This is a genomic window from Agromyces sp. NPDC055661 (genome assembly GCF_053618135.1).
In genome coordinates, this window is record NZ_JBSHHC010000001.1 from 1,711,135 (window position 1) to 1,728,990 (window position 17,856).

General features: G+C 69.9%; 17 protein-coding genes and 1 tRNA gene. 12 read left to right on the forward strand and 6 right to left on the reverse strand.

What is annotated here, in order from left to right; genetic code table 11:
* Window positions 1-83 precede the first annotated feature (83 nt).
* Window positions 84-167 (reverse strand) — tRNA-Leu (locus tag ACWGO8_RS07785).
* Between the two features lie 365 nt (window positions 168-532).
* Here ACWGO8_RS07785 and ACWGO8_RS07790 point away from each other — a divergent pair.
* The 9 genes from ACWGO8_RS07790 to pknB all read left to right on the forward strand — a co-directional run bounded on the left by ACWGO8_RS07790 (window position 533) and on the right by pknB (window position 12,749).
* Entirely contained in the window at window positions 533-1,369 is an 837-nt protein-coding gene (locus ACWGO8_RS07790) for an HAD family hydrolase (RefSeq protein WP_452042520.1), read from the forward strand.
* Window positions 1,366-3,876 carry a glycoside hydrolase family 65 protein gene (locus ACWGO8_RS07795; protein WP_452042521.1) on the forward strand — a complete coding sequence of 837 codons (2,511 nt, stop codon included), beginning with the start codon at window positions 1,366-1,368 and terminating at the stop codon, window positions 3,874-3,876. The genes ACWGO8_RS07790 and ACWGO8_RS07795 overlap by 4 nt, the downstream gene beginning before the upstream one ends.
* Window positions 3,877-3,939: 63 nt before the next feature.
* Window positions 3,940-4,680 carry an FhaA domain-containing protein gene (locus ACWGO8_RS07800; RefSeq protein WP_376952911.1) on the forward strand — a complete coding sequence of 247 codons (741 nt, stop codon included), beginning with the start codon at window positions 3,940-3,942 and terminating at the stop codon, window positions 4,678-4,680.
* The gene (locus ACWGO8_RS07805; protein ID WP_452042522.1) at window positions 4,677-5,225 is read left to right on the forward strand and encodes an FHA domain-containing protein FhaB/FipA; all 549 of its coding nucleotides are present in this window, start codon (window positions 4,677-4,679) and stop codon (window positions 5,223-5,225) included. The genes ACWGO8_RS07800 and ACWGO8_RS07805 overlap by 4 nt, the downstream gene beginning before the upstream one ends.
* 3 nt (window positions 5,226-5,228) lie before the next feature.
* Window positions 5,229-6,461: a PP2C family protein-serine/threonine phosphatase gene (locus ACWGO8_RS07810; RefSeq protein ID WP_452042523.1), complete on the forward strand. Its 1,233-nt coding sequence runs from the start codon at window positions 5,229-5,231 to the stop codon at window positions 6,459-6,461.
* Window positions 6,454-7,866, forward strand: coding sequence for an FtsW/RodA/SpoVE family cell cycle protein (locus ACWGO8_RS07815; RefSeq protein WP_452042524.1), 1,413 nt, complete (start codon window positions 6,454-6,456; stop codon window positions 7,864-7,866). Before ACWGO8_RS07810 ends, ACWGO8_RS07815 begins: the two co-directional genes overlap by 8 nt.
* Entirely contained in the window at window positions 7,863-9,317 is a 1,455-nt protein-coding gene (locus tag ACWGO8_RS07820) for a peptidoglycan D,D-transpeptidase FtsI family protein (protein ID WP_452042525.1), read from the forward strand. The genes ACWGO8_RS07815 and ACWGO8_RS07820 overlap by 4 nt, the downstream gene beginning before the upstream one ends.
* Window positions 9,314-11,017 carry a protein kinase domain-containing protein gene (locus tag ACWGO8_RS07825; protein WP_452042526.1) on the forward strand — a complete coding sequence of 568 codons (1,704 nt, stop codon included), beginning with the start codon at window positions 9,314-9,316 and terminating at the stop codon, window positions 11,015-11,017. Before ACWGO8_RS07820 ends, ACWGO8_RS07825 begins: the two co-directional genes overlap by 4 nt.
* Window positions 11,018-11,054: 37 nt before the next feature.
* Window positions 11,055-12,749 carry a Stk1 family PASTA domain-containing Ser/Thr kinase gene (pknB, locus tag ACWGO8_RS07830; protein WP_452042527.1) on the forward strand — a complete coding sequence of 565 codons (1,695 nt, stop codon included), beginning with the start codon at window positions 11,055-11,057 and terminating at the stop codon, window positions 12,747-12,749.
* Window positions 12,750-12,752: 3 nt separating this feature from the next.
* On the opposite strand, the gene ACWGO8_RS07835 is transcribed toward pknB, so the two are convergent.
* Genes ACWGO8_RS07835 through ACWGO8_RS07845 form a run of 3 tightly spaced genes read right to left on the reverse strand, consistent with a single transcriptional unit; the run spans window position 12,753 to window position 14,345 of the window.
* Entirely contained in the window at window positions 12,753-13,391 is a 639-nt protein-coding gene (locus ACWGO8_RS07835; protein WP_452042528.1) for an anthranilate synthase component II, read from the reverse strand.
* Window positions 13,388-13,546, reverse strand: coding sequence for a hypothetical protein (locus tag ACWGO8_RS07840; RefSeq protein WP_376952919.1), 159 nt, complete (start codon window positions 13,544-13,546; stop codon window positions 13,388-13,390). Before ACWGO8_RS07840 ends, ACWGO8_RS07835 begins: the two co-directional genes overlap by 4 nt.
* A 1-nt stretch (window position 13,547) precedes the next feature.
* Window positions 13,548-14,345, reverse strand: coding sequence for a class E sortase (locus ACWGO8_RS07845; RefSeq protein ID WP_452042529.1), 798 nt, complete (start codon window positions 14,343-14,345; stop codon window positions 13,548-13,550).
* A 72-nt stretch (window positions 14,346-14,417) separates the two neighbouring features.
* Here ACWGO8_RS07845 and ACWGO8_RS07850 point away from each other — a divergent pair, with 72 nt between their 5' ends.
* Complete coding sequence (locus tag ACWGO8_RS07850) at window positions 14,418-14,657, forward strand: cell division protein CrgA (RefSeq protein ID WP_148733012.1); 240 nt, start codon at window positions 14,418-14,420, stop codon at window positions 14,655-14,657.
* A gap of 196 nt (window positions 14,658-14,853) precedes the next feature.
* Here ACWGO8_RS07850 and ACWGO8_RS07855 read toward each other — a convergent pair whose 3' ends face one another.
* The gene (locus ACWGO8_RS07855) at window positions 14,854-15,720 is read right to left on the reverse strand and encodes a rhomboid family intramembrane serine protease (protein WP_452042530.1); all 867 of its coding nucleotides are present in this window, start codon (window positions 15,718-15,720) and stop codon (window positions 14,854-14,856) included.
* Window positions 15,721-15,736: 16 nt separating this feature from the next.
* Window positions 15,737-16,282, reverse strand: a complete 546-nt coding sequence (locus ACWGO8_RS07860) for a peptidylprolyl isomerase (protein WP_452042531.1) — start codon at window positions 16,280-16,282, stop codon at window positions 15,737-15,739.
* 120 nt (window positions 16,283-16,402) lie between these two features.
* On the opposite strand from ACWGO8_RS07860, the gene ACWGO8_RS07865 reads away from it, so the two are divergent.
* Both ACWGO8_RS07865 and ACWGO8_RS07870 read left to right on the forward strand, forming a co-directional pair.
* A complete protein-coding gene (locus ACWGO8_RS07865) occupies window positions 16,403-16,927 on the forward strand; it encodes a hypothetical protein (protein ID WP_452042532.1) in 525 nt (174 codons plus the stop codon).
* A gap of 599 nt (window positions 16,928-17,526) precedes the next feature.
* Window positions 17,527-17,778, forward strand: coding sequence for a hypothetical protein (locus ACWGO8_RS07870; protein ID WP_452042533.1), 252 nt, complete (start codon window positions 17,527-17,529; stop codon window positions 17,776-17,778).
* Window positions 17,779-17,856: the final 78 nt, after the last annotated feature.

Here is a 17,856-nt window from a genome sequence, read left to right on the forward strand (position 1 = left end):
CTAGTCGGCGGGTATCGGCCACCGCGGCTCCGCCACCGAGTCACGGAAAACGGCCCGGGTCGATGACCCGGGCCGTTCCTCGGTGCGCAAGGGGGGAGTTGAACCCCCACGCCCTTTCGGGCACACGGACCTGAACCGTGCGCGTCTGCCTATTCCGCCACTTGCGCATGCTGCGACGCACACAGGTGCGAACCAGCCAACCGAGACTAACATCTCGTCGCGGCGATCGCCATTCGGCGCCGCCGCCCCGGCAGCACCCTCCCGAATGCAGGAAGAACCGCCCGACACGCCGGCTGAGGAGACCCGGCCCGCCGCCCGCCCAGCGGAAGTTCCTGCAGAAGCTGCCGCCCCCACCGAGGGGCGGCCATGCTCCCAGACCCGATCCCGACCCGCAACCACCCCGGCAACGTGGCACCAGGGCCTCGCGCTGACCCTCGATGCGGCCCTAGCATCGACAGAGGTTCTGGCGCCCGCACCGACCGAAGCGACGAGACGTTCCCCCACGACGCGACGAGACGAAAGGATCGCCCCCGTGACCCATTCCCCCATCGCCCCCGAGGCGGCCGACCTCAGCGGCATCCGCGGCTACCTGTTCGACCTCGACGGGGTGCTCACGCCCACCGCGGTCGTGCACATGCACGCGTGGTCGCGGCTGTTCACGCCCTTCCTCGAGACGCATGGCGCGAAGCCCTACTCCGACGACGACTACTTCGCCTACATCGACGGCAAGCCCCGCTACGACGGGGTCCGGTCGCTGCTCGCGAGCCGGGGCATCGTCGTCGACGAGGGCGAGGTGACGGATGCCGCGACCGCCGAAACCGTGCACGGCCTCGGCAACCGCAAGAACGACGCCTTCAACGCCACCCTCGCCGAGGAGGGCGTCGAGCCCTATCCGGCGAGCGTCGCATTCCTCGACGCGGTCACGCGCGCGGGCGCGAAGGTCGCCGTGGTCTCGAGCTCCAAGAACGCGCCCTCGGTGCTCGCCGCGGCCGGCCTCGCCGACCGGTTCGAGATCGTCGTCGACGGCGCCGTGGCCGCACGCGACGGCCTGCCCGGCAAGCCCGAGCCCGACACGTTCGAGCGCGCCGCCGAGTTGCTCGGCCTCGACACCGCCGAGTGCGCCGTCGTCGAGGATGCGGAATCCGGCGTGAAAGCCGGTGCGGCCGGGGAATTCGGTATCGTCATCGGGGTCGATCGCGGCGTCGGCCGCGAGGCCCTCCGAGAGCTCGGCGCCGACGTGATCGTCGACGAGCTCGACGAGCTCATCCCCGCCGTCGAACGAGCGGCCGCGGCCTCCGGCACCGCATCGCCCGACGCGGCCACGAACGCCCCCTCCCCCACCCCCAGCACCCGAGAGGAACCTGCATGAGGTTCGCCGACCACGACCCGCTGAACCGCAGCCGGTTCCCCATCGACGAGTGGGCGCTCACCGAGACCGAGTTCGGCGTCGATGACATGGGCCGCACCGAGACGCTGTTCGCCGTGGGCAACGGCTACCTCGGCCTGCGCGGCAACGTCGAGGAGGGACGCGACGGCCACATGCACGGCACGTTCGTGAACGGCTTCCACGAGACGTGGCCCATCCGCCATGCCGAGGAGGCGTTCGGCTTCGCCCGCGTGGGCCAGACGATCGTGAACGCGCCCGACGCGAAGGTCATCCGCCTCTACGTCGACGACGAGCCGCTCGTCATCACGGTGGCCGAGATCCTCGCCTACGAGCGTCGGCTCGACTTCCGCCTGGGCTCGCTCTCCCGCTCGATCGAGTGGCGCACGCCGTCGGGCAAGCGCGTGCTCATCACGAGCCGGCGCATGGTGTCGTTCACCGACCGGCACCTCGCGCTCATCGACTACGAGGTCGAGCTGCTCGACGCGGATGCCGCGGTGACCATCTCGAGCCAGATCCTGAACCGCCAGGACGGACGCGACGAGTACCGCTCGGGCGTGCAGGAGCCGCAGGGCGCCTTCGACCCCCGCAAGGCGGAGCAATTCACCGAGCGCGTGCTCCAGCCCCGCGTGAAGCGTGCGGAGGGCTCGCGCTACATGCTCGGCTACCAGTGCACGAACTCGGGCATGACCCTGGCGATCGGCGCCGAGCACTCGATCGAGACCGAGAACGAGTTCACCGAGTCGGGCACCATCGGCGACGACCTCGCCAAGCACATCTACCGGGTGCACGCGAAGCAGGGCCAGCCGATCCGCATCACCAAGGCGATCAGCTACCACACGGCCCGCACCGTGCCGGCGCGCGAGCTCGTCGACCGCGCCGACCGCACGCTCGACCGCGCGGCGGAGCTCGGGGTCGCCGAGATCTTCGACCAGCAGCACGCCTGGCTCGACGACTACTGGGCCCGCTCGGACGTCGAGATCGAGGGCCACCCGTCGCTCCAGCAGGCCATTCGGTGGAACCTGTTCCAGCTCGCGCAGGCCACCGCCCGCACCGACGGCGACGGCGTCGCCGCGAAGGGCGTCTCGGGCTCGGGCTACGGCGGCCACTACTTCTGGGACAGCGAGATCTACGTCCTGCCGTTCCTCAGCTACACGGCCCCCGTCGTCGCGCGCAACGTCCTGCGATTCCGGCAGCGGATGCTCGACGCCGCTCGCGGCCGTGCGCTCGAGCTCAACCAGCGCGGGGCCCTCTTCCCCTGGCGCACCATCAACGGCCTCGAGTCGAGCGCGTACTACGCGGCCGGCACCGCGCAGTACCACATCGACGCGGACATCGCCTTCGCGCTCTGCCAGTACGTCGCCGCGACGGGCGACGTCGACTTCCTCGCCCGTGGCGCGATCGACATCCTCGTCGAGACGGCGCGCATGTGGGAGGACCTCGGGTTCTGGCGCACGGGCGCCGACGACGTGTTCCACATCCACGGCGTCACCGGTCCCGACGAGTACACGACGGTCGTGAACGACAACCTCTACACGAACGTCATGGCCCGTGCGAACCTCGCCGCCGCGGCATCCGCCGTCGACAACCTGCAGGTGAACGACCCGGTCGCGTACCACAAGCTCGTCGCGCGCCTCGAGGTCACGCCGGCCGAGGTCGCGAGCTGGCGCCGCGCGGCCGCGCACATGCACATCCCGTTCGACGAGCAGCTCGGCATCCACCCGCAGGACTCCGCGTTCCTGCAGAAGGAGCTGTGGGACCTCGAGAACACCCCCGAGGACCGCCGCCCGCTGCTGCTGCACTACCACCCGCTCGTCATCTACCGGTTCCAGGTGCTGAAGCAGGCCGACGTGGTGCTCGCCCTCTACCTGCAGGGCGACCGGTTCTCGACCGAGGCGAAGCGCGCGAACTTCGAGTACTACGACCCGCTGACCACGGGCGACTCGACGCTGTCGGCGGTCGTGCAGTCGATCATCGCGGCGGAGGTCGGCTATCACGAGCTCGCCATGCGGTACTTCCGCTCGGCGCTGTTCGTCGACCTCGCCGACCTGCACCACAACGCGGCCGACGGCGTGCACGTCGCCTCGACCGGCGGCGTGTGGGCCGCGCTCGTGTCGGGCTTTGGCGGGTTCCGCGACCACAACGGCGTCTTCTCCTTCGATCCGCGACTGCCCGACGACTGGCGCAAGCTCACCTACCGGCTCACGCTGCGCGGCACGCGCGTGCGGGTCGAGCTCGAGCCCGAGTCGATCACCTTCGTCGCCGAGGTCGGCGACGAGGTGCGGGTCAAGGTGCGCGGCGTCGACGTGGTCGTCACGGCGGATGCCCCGGTGACCGTGGCGCTCGACGGCCAGGGCCCCCGGCTCTACGGCGCGCCGACCATGCGCGACGTCACCGGATCGCGTCGCGCGGACGGCACGCTGCTCACCGCCTCGATCCCCACGCTGTCGCTCGACGTCGACGCGGAGGAAACGGCGATTGCGATCGACTGACGACGGGGGTTCACAGCCGCTGCGGCTACCATGACACCATCTACGAACGGGATCGGGAGACCTGTGGGCCTACTGGACAACTTCGAGAAGGGTCTCGAACGCGCCGTGAACGGCGCCTTCGCGAAGACCTTCCGCTCGGGGCTGCAGCCCGTGGAGATCACGGCGGCGCTGAAGCGCGAGATCGACACGAAGGCGGCGGTCGTCTCGCGCGACCGCGTGCTCGTGCCGAACACGTTCACCGTGCGCATGGCGCCGACCGACCATGACCGCATGGCGGGCCTCGGTCCGGCGCTGATCGACGAGCTCACCGACCTCGTGCAGAAGCACGCCGCGAGCCAGCGCTTCCAGTTCGCCGGCGGCATCTCGATCACCCTCCAGCCCGACCCCGGCCTCTCCGAGGGCATGGTGCAGGTCGACTCGCGCAACGTGAAGGGCCAGGTCGCCTGGACGCCCGTGCTCGACGTGGGCGGCAAGCGGTACCCGATCCTGAAGGGCCGCACGGTCATCGGCCGTGGCAGCGACGCCGACCTCACGCTCGACGACTCCGGCGCCTCGCGCCGCCACGCCGAGGTGCAGTGGGACGGCACCCGCGCGCGCGTGCGCGACCTCGGCTCGACGAACGGCACCCAGCTCAACGGCGCGCCCGTGCGCGAGGCCGTGCTCGAGCCCGACTCCGTGATCACCATCGGCCGCTCGCGGATCGTCTTCCGCGTGCTGGCCCAGGCCTCCGCGCCCGCCGGCCGTGGCGCCGACCCCGCCACGCAGCGCCACGACATGGGCGGGTTCTGGGGGCCCGGCGAATGAGCGAACTCACCCTCCTGGTCCTCCAGCTCGGTTTCCTCGTCCTGCTCTGGGTCTTCATCTTCGCGATCGTCTACTCGCTGCGCAGCGACCTGTTCGGCCAGCGCGTCCGCAAGCTGCAGCCGGATGCCGCAGCAGCCGCACCGGCGCCGGCGGCCGCGTTCCCCGTCGCAGCGCCCGCCTCGCCATCGGCCGTCACCTCGGCGCATCCCGCCGCGCCCGCCTCCGGCCCGGGCGGCGAGACCGCCTCGACCGAGAACGCGACCCGCCTCGTCATCACGAGCGGCCAGAAGGCCGGAGCGGAGTTCCCGCTCGGCCGCGACGAGATCACGATCGGCCGATCGAGCGACTCCGCGATCATCATCCGCGACGACTACACGTCCACCCACCACGCCCGCCTCATGCTGTGGAACGGCCGGTGGATGATCCAGGACCTCGACTCCACGAACGGCACGTTCCTCAACGGCTCCCGAGTGACCGTGCCGACGCCCATTCCGCTCGGAGCCACCGTCAAGGTCGGAGCGACGACGTTCGAGCTGCGGCGGTAGCCCATGGCGAACGTCAAGGCGAGCGCGGCCGTCTCGCACGTCGGCCGGATCCGCTCGAACAACCAGGACTCCGGCTACGCCGGGCGACGCCTCTTCCTCGTCGCCGACGGCATGGGCGGGCACGCCGGCGGCGACATCGCGAGCGCCATCGCGACGCGCCGCATCGCCGAGGCCGACGCCGACTACGGCACGGGGCCCGAGGCCGCTGCCGCCCTGGAGGGCGCCCTCGTCGCCGCGAACCGCCAGCTCGCCGAGACCGTCGCCGAGCACTCCGAGCTCACCGGCATGGGCACCACGGTCAGCTCGCTGCTGCTGCAGGACGACCGGGTCGTCATCGCCCACATCGGCGACTCCCGCATCTACCTGCTGCGGTCCGGCGAGCTCAGCCAGATCACGATCGACCACACGTTCGTGCAGCGCCTCGTCGACGCCGGCCGAATCACGGCCGAAGAGGCCATGGTGCACCCCCGTCGCTCGGTGCTCATGCGCGTGCTCGGCGACGTCGAGAGCTCGCCCGAGATCGACTCGATGGTGCTCGACACGCGCCCGGGCGACCGTTGGATGCTCTGCTCCGACGGCCTCTCGGGCGTCGTGTCGTTCGACGAGATCCAGGAGGTGCTCTCCGCCGACGCGGGCGCGAAGCAGGTCGCCGACCGGCTCGTGAAGGCCTCGCTCGACGGCGGCGCCCCCGACAACGTCACGGTGGTGGTCATCGACGTGGGGGAACCACCGGCCCCCGAGACGCCTGCCCTCGTCGTCGGGTCGGCGGCGGCTCCGCTCGCGTTCGGCGCGGCGGCGGAGCCGGTGCGCGGCCGCGGCATCCGCCTGCCCACCCTGCGGCCCCACCCGGTGCAGGAGACGCACTTCGAGCCCGACTCGCAGGACTACTTCGACGAGCTGATCGAGGAGGACGCCCGTCGCCGGCGTCGGCGCCGCTGGATGTGGGGCTTCTGGATCGTGCTGCTCGTCGCGGCGATCGTGACGACGTTCGTGCTCGGCTACCAGTGGACGCAGACGCGCTACTACGTCGGCGAGTCCAACGGCCGGGTGGCCATCTACCAGGGCATCCAGCAGGACCTCGGCCCGATCTCGCTGCACGAGCTGCACACCGAGACCACCATCGATGTGGCCGACCTGCGCACCTACGACCAGCAGCGCGTGGAGCAGACCATCAGCGCGAGCTCGTTCTCGGAGGCCTACCGCATCGTGCAGCGACTGGAGGACTCCGTTGACTGACGCCGCAGGTCGCACGGCCGAGGCGCCCCGCTCCGGCGGGCCGCCCACGGCTTCGGTGCGTCGCATCCGACTGCCGCAGAAGCTGCGGAACATGGAGCTCTGGCTCCTCATCGTCGCGTGCATCATCAACTCGGCCGCGATCGTGCTCGTGCAGCTCGGCGCGATGGGCCGCATCGACACGCAGCTCGTGCTCCTCGGCGCCGGCCTCTCGGCGCTGGTGTTCGGCCTGCACATCGCGATGCGGTTCGTGGCCCGCGACGCCGATCCGTTCCTGCTGCCGATCGCCACCGTGCTCAACGGGCTCGGCATCGCGATGATCTATCGGATCGACATCGCCAACGGCGAGAGCGGCTGGGAGAGCGCCTCGGTGCGCCAGATCGTGTGGAGCGCCATCGCGATCGTCGCCGCCATCGCGACGATCCTGCTGATCCGCAACCACCGCGTGCTGTTCCGCTACACCTACCTCTCGGGCCTCATCGCCATCGTGCTGCTCCTGCTGCCGCTCGTGCCGGGCATCGGCCGCGAGGTGAGCGGCGCGCGGGTGTGGATCGGCGTCGGCGACTTCGCGACCTTCCAGCCCGGTGAGATCGCGAAGATCGCGCTGGCGGTGTTCTTCGCCGGCTACCTCGTGCGGAACCGCGACTCGCTCTCGATGGTCGGCACGAAGTTCCTCGGCATGCAGTTCCCGCGCGCCCGCGACCTCGGCCCGCTGCTCGTGGTGTGGGCGCTGTCGATGGCGGTCATCGTGTTCCAGCGCGACCTCGGCACCGCCCTCCTCTACTTCGGGCTGTTCCTCGTAATGCTGTACGTCGCCACGAGCCGCCTGTCGTGGGTCGTGCTCGGACTCACGCTGTTCATCGGCGGCGCGCTCGTCGCGAGCCAGACCCTCGACTACGTCAGCAACCGCTTCGCGAACTGGCTCGACCCGTTCAGCCCCGATCGGTTCGACCAGGAGTTCGGCGGCAGCTACCAGCTCGTCCAGGGCCTCTTCGGGCTCGCGAACGGCGGCCTCATCGGCACCGGATGGGGACAGGGCCGACCCGACATCACGCCCGTCCCGCAGAGCGACTACATCATCGCGAGCCTCGGCGAGGAGCTCGGGCTCGCGGGCATCTTCGCGATCCTCGCGCTCTACGTGCTGCTCGTGGCGCGCGGGTTCCGCATCGGCTTCGCCGGCCAGGACGACTTCGGCAAGCTGCTCGGCGTCGGGCTCGCGTTCGTCATCGCGCTGCAGGTCTTCATCGTCGTCGGCGGCGTGACCCGCGTCATCCCGCTCACCGGCCTGACCACGCCCTTCCTGGCCGCGGGCGGTTCGTCGCTCGTGGCGAACTGGATCATCGTCGCGCTGCTGCTGAGGTTGTCCGATACGGTCCGCAACCATCCGAGGCTGGTGATCGACGGATGAACCGCGAACTCAAGCGCGTCACGATCGTCGTGCTGCTCATGTTCCTCACCCTGTTCGTCTCGTCGACGATCATCCAGTACGCGCAGGCTGAGACGCTCGCGGCCGACCCCCGGAACTCGCGCACGCTCTACGAGAGCTACTCCGTGGAGCGCGGCCCGATCCTCGTGGGCGGCGATCCGATCGCGTACTCCCAGCCGTCCGACGACGTCTACAAGTTCCAGCGCGTGTACTCGAACGGGCCGCTCTACGCTCCCGTGACCGGGTACATCCCCGTCAACGGCGAGGCGACCGGCCTCGAGCGCTCGCTCAACGACTACCTCAGCGGGCAGAGCTCGAGCCAGTTCTTCGACTCGCTCAACCGCATCATCTCCGGGCAGGACCCGATGGGCGCGTCCGTCGAGGTCGCCATCGACCCGGTGGCGCAGCAGGCCGCGTGGGACGCGCTCGGCGACTACACGGGCGCGGTGATCCTCACCGAGCCGTCCACCGGACGCATCCTCGCCATGGTGACGAAGCCGACCTTCGACCCCAACGCCCTCGCGGTGCACGACAGCGAGCAGGTGCAGGCGACGTACGACGGCCTGCTCGCCGACCCGAGCGACCCCCTGTTCAACCGCGCGACCGGCGGCGACATGAACCCGCCCGGATCGACGTTCAAGCTCGTCGTCACCGCCGCGGCCCTCGAGTCCGGTCGCTACACGCCCGAGTCGACGTTCCCGAACCCGGCGACCCTCACGCTGCCCGGCACCGACGCCGTGGTGCGGAACTCGGGCGGCGGGACCTGCGGCTCCGGCGCCGAGGTCACGCTGGCCGACGCGCTGCGCCTCTCGTGCAACATCCCGATGGCGGAGCTCGGCATGGAGCTCGGCGACGCCGCGATCCGCGACCAGGCCGAGAAGTTCGGCTTCAACTCCGAGTTCGACATCCCGACCCTCACCGAGGTGAGCACCTACCCGCGCGTGCTCGACGAGCCGCAGACCGCGCTGACCGCGTTCGGCCAGGGCGACGTGCGGGCGACGCCGATGCAGATGGCGATGGTCTCGGCGGCGATCGCCAATGGCGGCATCGTGATGAACCCCAACCTCGTCGACGCCATCACGGCCCCCGACTTCACCCCGCTGCAGGAGTTCGAGCCCTCGGAATTCGGCCGTGCGATCAGCGAGGAGACGGCGAACACCATGGTGCAGATGATGGTGAACGGCGTCGAGAACGGGGCCGCGAGTAATGCAAGAATAGACGGCGTCAGCGTGGCCGGTAAGACCGGTACAGCGGAGAACGGAGAGAGTGACCCCTACACTCTCTGGTTCACAGGTTTTGCCCCAGCCGACAACCCTCAGTATGCGATCACGGTACTCGTGGAGGATGGCGGGGGACTTGGTCAGGAGGGGTACGGCAATCTCATCGCCGCACCCGTCGCAAAGCAGGTACTAGAGGCGGTGCTGAACAAATGAGACCGAGCGCAGGGCTCACCTTCGGAGGGCGCTACGAACTGCAGTCCCGGATCGCCATCGGCGGCATGGGCGAGGTGTGGCAGGCCACCGACCTCGTCATCGGGCGTCAGGTCGCGATCAAGATCCTGAAGGACGAGTACCTCGGCGACCCCGGCTTCCTCGAGCGGTTCCGCGCCGAGGCCCGTCACGCCGCGCTCGTCAACCACGAGGGCATCGCCAACGTCTTCGACTACGGCGAGGAGGAGGGCAGCGCCTACCTCGTGATGGAGCTCGTCCCCGGCGAGGCCCTCTCGACGATCCTCGAGCGCGAGCATGTGCTCTCCACCGACAAGGTCCTCGACATCGTCGCGCAGACCGCCGCCGCGCTCCAGGCCGCCCACGCGGCCGGCCTCGTGCACCGCGACATCAAGCCGGGCAACCTGCTCATCACGCCCGACGGGCGCGTGAAGATCACCGACTTCGGCATCGCGCGCATCGCCGACCAGGTGCCGCTCACCGCGACCGGCCAGGTCATGGGCACGGTCCAGTACCTCTCGCCCGAGCAGGCGTCGGGTCACCCCGCGTCGCCCACGACCGACATCTACTCGCTCGGCATCGTCGCCTACGAGGCCCTCGCCGGGCGCCGTCCGTTCACGGGCGAGTCGCAGGTCGCCATCGCGATGGCGCAGATCAACGAGACGCCGCCCGACCTGCCGGTCACGGTGTCCGAGCCGGTGCGCAACCTCGTCTACGCGTGCATCGCGAAGAACCCGGCCGACCGTCCGCAGTCGGCAGCGCACCTCGCACGTGCCGCGCAGGCGCTGCGCCGGGGCGATGTGCAGGGCGCGGCCGCAGCAGTCCCCGCGGTGCTCGGCGCCGCCGGCGCGACGGCGGCGACCATGCTCATGCCCGCCGCCGCCGGTGCCACGGCGGCCACGACCGTGCTGCCCGCGGCGGGCGCGGGTGCGGCCGGCATCAGCGACGAGCAGGTGGTCGAGGAGGAGACTGCGCCCAAGAAGCGCAGCCCCTGGACCTGGCCGCTCATCGTGCTCATCGCGATCCTGGCGATCGTGCTCATCGGCACGCTCATCGCCCTGGCGATGAACCAGGGGAACGACAAGCCTCCGGCGTCGACGACCGGGCGGCCCACGTCGACGAGCGCCCCGCCGACGACGCAGACCCCGCCGCCCACCACCGAGGCGCCGCAGACGATCCAGATCGACCGCAACGCCTACATCGGCATGAACGTCGACGAGGCGGCCGCGCAGATCGAGGGGCTCGGCCTGCCCGTCGTGCGCGAGGCCGGCGCGGCCGCGAGCGAGCCCGGACTCGCCAACACGGTGTCCGAGGTCAACCCGAGCGGCCCGGTGCAGCCCGGCACGACGATCACGCTCACGTACCTCACCGACCCCGTGGCCCCGAGCGCGCCCACGTCGCCGCCCACCACGAACACGAACCCGGTCAAGTCGAACGTCGGCCAGATCACGGTCAACTGGACGGCGCAGAGCTGCCCGGCGGGCCAGACCCTGAGCGGCTACGAGGTCGCGGTGACGGGCGACGCGTCCGTGCCGAACAACCCCGTGTTCGGACCGGGAACGACGAGCGCCCAGGTCAACGTGAACGACACGCCCGGTGGTTCGTTCGACGTCACGTTCCGCTACTTCTGCGGCCAGCTCGACTCGCCCTTCTCGCCTGCCCTGACGGTGGACATCGAGAACTGACCGAGACGATCAGGACGACGAAGGACGGAGCTGCAGGGTGACCGATGAGGGACGAGTGCTCGCGGGGCGGTATCGCGTGGGCGCGCTCATCGGTCGCGGCGGAATGTCCGACGTCCACGTCGGCTCCGACACGCGGCTCGGCCGCAAGGTCGCGATCAAGCTCCTGAAGCCGCAGCTCGCGACCGACCCGGCGTTCCGCATGCGGTTCCGGCAGGAGGCGCAGTCCGCGGCGCGCATGGCGCATCCCACGATCGTCCGCGTCTTCGATGCCGGCGAGGAGACCGTCGTCGACTCCGCCGGGCACGAGGTGCAACTGCCGTTCATCGTGATGGAGTTCGTCGAGGGCCGCCTGCTCAAGGACATCATCCACGACGGCCCGCTCGAGCCGGTCGCCGCCGTGCGCGTGATCGACGGCGTGCTCACCGCATTGGAGTACTCGCACCGGGCCGGCGTCGTGCACCGCGACATCAAACCCGGCAACATCATGATCACCACCACCGGTCAGGTGAAGGTGATGGACTTCGGCATCGCCCGCGCGGTGTCCGACTCGTCGACGACCGTGGCGCAGACCACCGCGATCCTCGGCACCGCGTCGTACTTCTCGCCCGAGCAGGCAAAGGGCGAGACCGTCGACGCGCGCACCGATCTCTACTCGACCGGCGTCGTGCTGTTCGAGATGCTCACCGGCCGGCCGCCGTTCCGCGGCGACACCCCGGTCGCGGTCGCGTACCAGCACGTGAGCGAGCGCCCGGTGAAGCCGAGCATCATCAACCCCAAGGTCTCCCCCGCACTCGACGCCGTGGTGCTGCACGCCCTCACGAAGAACCGCGACGAGCGGTACCAGACCGCTGCCGAGTTCCGGGCCGACGTCGACACCGCGGCATCCGGTCGCGTGCCCGTGCACCGCCAGCCCGATGAGGCCACGCTGCTGTTCGGCGCGCCCACGAGCTCGCTGTCCAGCTCCGAGCTCGCGCTGCGCCAGCTCACGGAGGACGAGACGATGTCGCGCACGCAGCGGCGTCCTCCGGCCATCTGGATCTGGTCGGGCATCATCGGCGTCGTCGTCATCGTCATCGCGGTCATGTACTGGGCGTTCAACCTGCAGCCCACCGACGACCTGCCGTCGAACGCGCGCGAGATCCCGGCGCTGGCCGGCGTCACCTACGAGGACGCGGTCTCGCAGCTCCAGGAGCTCGGGCTGCCCGCCACTCGCATCGACGAGACGAACGACACCGTGGCCGCCGGCGCGGTGATCCGCACCGATCCGCCCGAGGGTGAGATCGTCGACAACGGCACCGCGGTCACCGTGTACGTCTCATCCGGTCGAGAACCCGTGACCGTGCCCGACGTGCGCAACAAGACGCTCGAGCAGGCGAAGGCCGACGTGCAGGCGGCCGGGCTCGTGCCGGGCACCGAGACGCGGGAGAACTCCCCGACCGTGCCCGCCGACACGGTCACGGCGACCACGCCCGAGGCCGGAACCTCGGCCGAGGCCGGGTCGCCGGTCGACTTCCGCATCTCGAGCGGGCTGGTCACGCTGACCGACCTGACCGGCCAGACGCTGGCCGCCGCCTCGTCGTACCTGTCGGCCGAGAACCTGCAGCTGACGCCGGTGCCGAAGCCCGACCCGTCGTGCGACTCGCAGCCCGGATCTCCGGTCACGCAGCAGTCGCTGCCGCCGGGCGACGTTCCGCAGCGTTCCGAGGTCCAGCTGACCTACTGCGCGGGCTGACCCTCAGTCCGCCCGCACCAGCGGATTCAGGTGCAGAGCCCTCTCGCGCGCCTCGGGCAGCCCGGCCACGGCGAGCCAGTTGCCGAGCATCCGGTAGCCGCCCTCGGTGAGTACGGACTCGGGGTGGAACTGCACGCCGAAGATCGGCGCCGATTCGTGGCGCAGCCCCATGATGACGCCGCCCTGGGTGCGACTCGTCACCACGAGCTCCGAGGGCACGGTGCCGTCGACCACGGCGAGCGAGTGGTACCGCGTCGCCGTGAACGGCTGCGGCACGCCGTCGTAGAAGTCGCTGTCGTTGTGCGTGATCCGCGACGTCTTGCCGTGCATGAGCTCCTCGGCGTTCGTGACCGTGGCGCCGAACGCCTCGGCGATCGCCTGGTGCCCGAGGCACACGCCGAGCAGCGGCTGCCCCGACGCGAGCGCCGCCTCGACGACGGGGATCGAGACGCCGGCATCGCCGGGCTTGCCGGGTCCGGGCGAGATGAGCACGGCGTCGTACTCCGCGAGGCGCGCGGGCACGTCGGCGACCTCGATGTCGTCGTTGCGGATCACCTCGGTCTCCGCGCCGAGCTCCTGGAGGTAGCCGTTGAGCGTGTAGACGAAGCTGTCGTAGTTGTCGATGACGAGAACGCGGGTCATGAGTCCACCGTGACTTCGATCGGGTTGATGATGCCGTCCACCCAGGGGAACACCCAGGTGAAGAGGGCGAAGACCACCGCTGCGAGGAGCAGCAGGAGCAGGATGATCCGAACCCAGGCCGGGCCGGGCAGGATCCGCCACAGAGCAGCGTACATGTCAGGCCTCCCAGGTCGCGACGACGTCGGCGATCTCGGCGGGCGGACCGGCCGCCGTCGGCTGCCACGACTCGAGCACGCCGTAGGCGACGATGCGCTCCGCCGTCGAGTACAGCGGGTTGCAGCTCGTCAGCGTGACGAGGCGGTCGGCGGCCTGCAGGTCGGGATGGTGGGGCACGGGCGCCAGCACCTCGACGGTCTCGGGCGTGACGTACTCGAGGTCGCGGAAGCGGTACGTGTACCAGCCGTCGCGCGTCTGGATGTAGATGGCGTCGCCGAGCTGCAGCTGCTCGATCTCGTGCATCCCGCCGCCGTAGGCGCTGCGGTGCGAGGCGATCGCGAAGTTGCCGACCTCGCCCGGCATCTGCGTGCCGGGATAGTGGCCGACTCCGAGCTCGGTGCTGTTCAGCACGTCGAGTCCGGTGCCCTCGGCGATGTTCCGCTGCGAGTCCGCCCCGAAACGCGGCACGTACATGACGGCGATCGCCTCGCCGTTCTCGTGGTCGGCCGTGTCGACGACGGGTTCGCCGTAGTCGGCCGGCGCGGGCACCTCGGCGTCGCCTCGGGCGGCCCGGCCCTCCTCGAGCCACCGGGCGCTGAGATCGGATGCCGCGGTCGACTGCTGCCCCGCCATGATCGCGTCGTTCCACCACAGCTGCCAGCCGAGGAACAACAGCACGAGCACGCCCGCCGTGAGGAGCAGCTCCCCGATCACGCCGACGACGCCGGTGCGGCGATGCGCACGAGCGGGCCCCGGAGCGCCCTGCGCAGCACCGGATTCGGGCTGCGAAACGGACATGGGAGCGATTCTATTCCCGGCTGGGAGCCCCTCGACTGGGAGTACGCATCCGGCTCGGATAGAATCGCCCGCATGGCACGTACGAAATCATCGAAGCCCGCGCGCGCGGAGCAGGCGAGCGGCGAAGAGGCGCCGAACCCGGTCTGGTTCAAGCCCGTGATGTTCGGCTTCATGCTGCTCGGACTCGCCTGGATCATCGTCTTCTACGTGAGCCAGGGCCGGCTGCCCATCGCCGACCTCGGCTCCTGGAACATCCTCATCGGCTTCGGCATCGCCTTCGTCGGCTTCCTCATGACGACGCGCTGGCGCTAGCCGGCTTCCACACGACCCGAGCGGGCGGATGCTGCGGCATCCGCCCCTTTCGTGCGCCCACGGATGCCGCGACGCCCGAGTTCTCCACATGTTGTCCACAGGGTGGATACCCGTGCGGATACCTCGTGTCCCCTGAACTGGCCACAATTACATGCGTGTAACTCTCCCCACCTGTGGACGGGGATGTGGATAACCCTCAGACGATCGGGAAGTAGAAGTACCGCAGGCTCAGCACGAGCAACAGCACGACGAGGCCGACCAGCAATCCGACCTGCAATCCCAGCTGCGAGCGCTTGCGCGTCTCGGTGAAGATGAGCCCCACGAGCGCTCCGCCGATGAGGCCGCCGAGATGCGCCTGCCAGGCGATGTTGAAGCCGGGCACGAATCCGATCACCAGGTTGACGCCGAGCAGGATGAACAACTGCGTGGCATTGCCGCCCAACCGCCGCTGGATCACGAGGAACGCGCCCATCAGGCCGAAGATGGCACCGGATGCCCCGACGACGCCGGTGCGCGGATCGCCCAGCCAGAGCACGCCGACCGAACCCGCCAGCCCCGAGATGAGGTACAGGGTGAGGAATCGCCACCGGCCGAGCAGTCCCTCGAGCAGTTGCCCGAAGATCCACAGCGTGTACATGTTGAGCAGCACGTGGAAGATCAGGCCGGTCGAGTGCACGAACACCGACGTCAGCATGCGCCACGGCTCGAAGTTGCCGGGGATCGAGTAGACGCCGGCGTAGAGCAGGCGGTCGGTGACCGCGAGCCCGGGGACGAGCTGCAGCAGGAAGACCGCCAGCGTGATGCCGATGAGCGCATACGTCACCACGGGTGCGCCGCGCCCGGCAGCCGAGCGGGCGCGCGTGAGCACCGCGGGCTTCGTCCGCGGTGCCGACGCGCGCTGCTCGCGCATGCACTCGGGGCAGATGACGCCGACGGGCGCCTGGGTCTGGCATTCGGGGCAGATCGTGCGCCCGCACCGCTGGCAGAGGATGTAGCTCGGCCGATCGGGATGCCGATAGCAGACCTCGGGCCGATCGGCGGCACCACCGTCACCAGCAGGCACTGTGGTCACCTGGGCGTCAGGCCTCTTCGATCGTGATGCTCTCGATGACGACGTCCTCGAGCGGCTTGTCGCGGCCGTCGGTCGGCACCGAGGCCAGCTTCTCGACAACGGACTGGCTCGCGGCATCCGTGACCTTGCCGAAGATGGTGTGCTTGCCCTGCAGCCAGGTGGTCGGGCCGACGGTGATGAAGAACTGCGAGCCGTTCGTGCCGCCGCCCGTCATGCGGTCGCGGCCGGCGTTGGCCATCGCGAGCACGTAGGGCTCGGTGAAGTCGAGCTCGGGGCTGATCTCGTCGTCGAACTGGTAGCCCGGGCCGCCGACGCCCTGGCCGAGCGGGTCGCCGCCCTGGATCATGAAGCCCGGGATGATGCGGTGGAAGATGACGCCGTCGTACAGCGGGTCGTTCAACTTCGCGCCGGTGCCGGGGTGGGTCCACTCGATCTCGCCGGTCGCGAGGCCGACGAAGTTCTTCACGGTCTTCGGGGCCTGGTGGCCGTAGAGGTCGACCTTGATGGGGCCGTGGTTCGTGTTGATCGTCGCGACTGCGGTGGGATTCGCCATGCGCATTATTCTGTCACGCGCGGATTCGTCAACCGGCATGGATGATTGCGACTCCCACCCCGTTTCCAGCGGTTTCGGTGGCAAGATGGAAGGGTTCGCTGCATATCGATGGAGGTCGAGATGAGCCTGTCACGCAAGCGCCGCAAGGAACTCAAGCGACTGCGCAGCAATGCGGAAGAACTCTGGGGGAACCAGCAGCAGGTGCTCGCGCACGCCAACTCGGTCGCACGGGAGGCCAGCCGCCAGCTCGGCCACGTCACCCGTGAAGAGGTCGTTCCGCGCATGCGCTCGGGCTACGAGAGCTACGTCCGGCCCGGCATGGACTCCGCGCGCGACTACGCCCGCTCCGCGGGCGACGCCGCGCAGCAGGGGCTGGGCAACGCACTCGGTTCGCTGCTCGCGATCGGCGACATCGCCAACGACGCACGCGTGCGCCGCGCCGTCGAGCGCGTCTCGCCGCGCGCGGCCGCGGTGGTCCAGCAGAAGAAGGGCCCGGGCGTCGGCACGTACCTCGCGATCGGGGCCGGCATCGTCGCCGCCGTCGGCGTGGCCTACGCCGTCTGGCAGACGTTCCGTGCCGACGACGAGCTCTGGGTCGCCGACGACGAGCCCGGCTCGTCGGCCGGCGGCACGCCGGCCGCCTGAACCAGGTCTTCCACGACGGGCCCGTCCTGATCCGATCAGGGCGGGCCCTTCGTCGTCCTGGAGAGCGCCGAGCTCAGGGCTGGCACTGATTTCCGAGCCGATTCCGACGAATCTGGGAAATCGCCTTGCGTTCCACTTGAGAATCCCGCTAGTGTCAACTCTCGGTCCTGGCAACACGAAACCGGAGAGGAGTTGATACCCGATGATGCACATCATTTCGTTCACGGAGCCGCACACGGGAGTCCTCCTCACGTACCCGGCCTGCTAGCCCGCACCGACACCCGGCGCTTCGGCGCCTGACCGTCACAGCGTTCACTCGAACGCAGCCCACTCGGGCGTGACCCGCGGCATCCGCCGCAGCATCCGTCGACCCGGTCGCATCGATCACCTCGGCCCTCGGATGCCGCGCCGGACGGCAGCCCGGAGCCGCCAGGCTTCCCGCCTCACCGGCGCGCCCTCGCGCGCCCGGAACGTCCTACTGGCGCGCCCTCGCGCCGATCCGTCCGAGGGCACGCCTCCTGCTGTACGCACCGCCACGGATCGCATCACCCCCGACCGGCGATCGCCCGGTCGGGAACCCACCACCAGAAGGAATGATCGTGAACACGACATCACTCACCGCCGGTTCGGCTCAGCAGAGCCAAGCCACCGCCATCCGTGCCCAGGCACGCCAGCTGCGCGAGCGACTGGCCCGCCGCGCCGGCCTCGCGCTGCTCGCGTGGAGCCGTCGCCAGGAGGAGCGTCGGACCACCGACGCCGTGACCCTGCGCCGCCTGACCGAGCAGGACGCCACCCGCGCGCGCGACGAGCAGTACCGTCGCCTCGCGCTCGGCGGTGCCGGCCTCATCTGATCATGGGCACCGTACACACCGAGCCCCCGCGGAACCATCCGCACCTCGGGACGCCATCCCGCCCGGCGGGGATGCGAT

Coding starts and splice junctions, on each gene's coding strand:
- ACWGO8_RS07795 (WP_452042521.1), top strand. CDS start 1,366: ATGAGGTTCGCCGACCACGACCCGCTGAACCGCAGCCGGTTCCCCATC.
- ACWGO8_RS07835 (WP_452042528.1), bottom strand. CDS start 13,391: ATGACCCGCGTTCTCGTCATCGACAACTACGACAGCTTCGTCTACACG.
- ACWGO8_RS07850 (WP_148733012.1), top strand. CDS start 14,418: ATGGCACGTACGAAATCATCGAAGCCCGCGCGCGCGGAGCAGGCGAGC.
- ACWGO8_RS07845 (WP_452042529.1), bottom strand. CDS start 14,345: ATGTCCGTTTCGCAGCCCGAATCCGGTGCTGCGCAGGGCGCTCCGGGG.
- ACWGO8_RS07860 (WP_452042531.1), bottom strand. CDS start 16,282: ATGGCGAATCCCACCGCAGTCGCGACGATCAACACGAACCACGGCCCC.
- ACWGO8_RS07805 (WP_452042522.1), top strand. CDS start 4,677: ATGAGCGAACTCACCCTCCTGGTCCTCCAGCTCGGTTTCCTCGTCCTG.
- ACWGO8_RS07865 (WP_452042532.1), top strand. CDS start 16,403: ATGAGCCTGTCACGCAAGCGCCGCAAGGAACTCAAGCGACTGCGCAGC.
- ACWGO8_RS07825 (WP_452042526.1), top strand. CDS start 9,314: ATGAGACCGAGCGCAGGGCTCACCTTCGGAGGGCGCTACGAACTGCAG.
- ACWGO8_RS07820 (WP_452042525.1), top strand. CDS start 7,863: ATGAACCGCGAACTCAAGCGCGTCACGATCGTCGTGCTGCTCATGTTC.
- ACWGO8_RS07810 (WP_452042523.1), top strand. CDS start 5,229: ATGGCGAACGTCAAGGCGAGCGCGGCCGTCTCGCACGTCGGCCGGATC.
- ACWGO8_RS07840 (WP_376952919.1), bottom strand. CDS start 13,546: ATGTACGCTGCTCTGTGGCGGATCCTGCCCGGCCCGGCCTGGGTTCGG.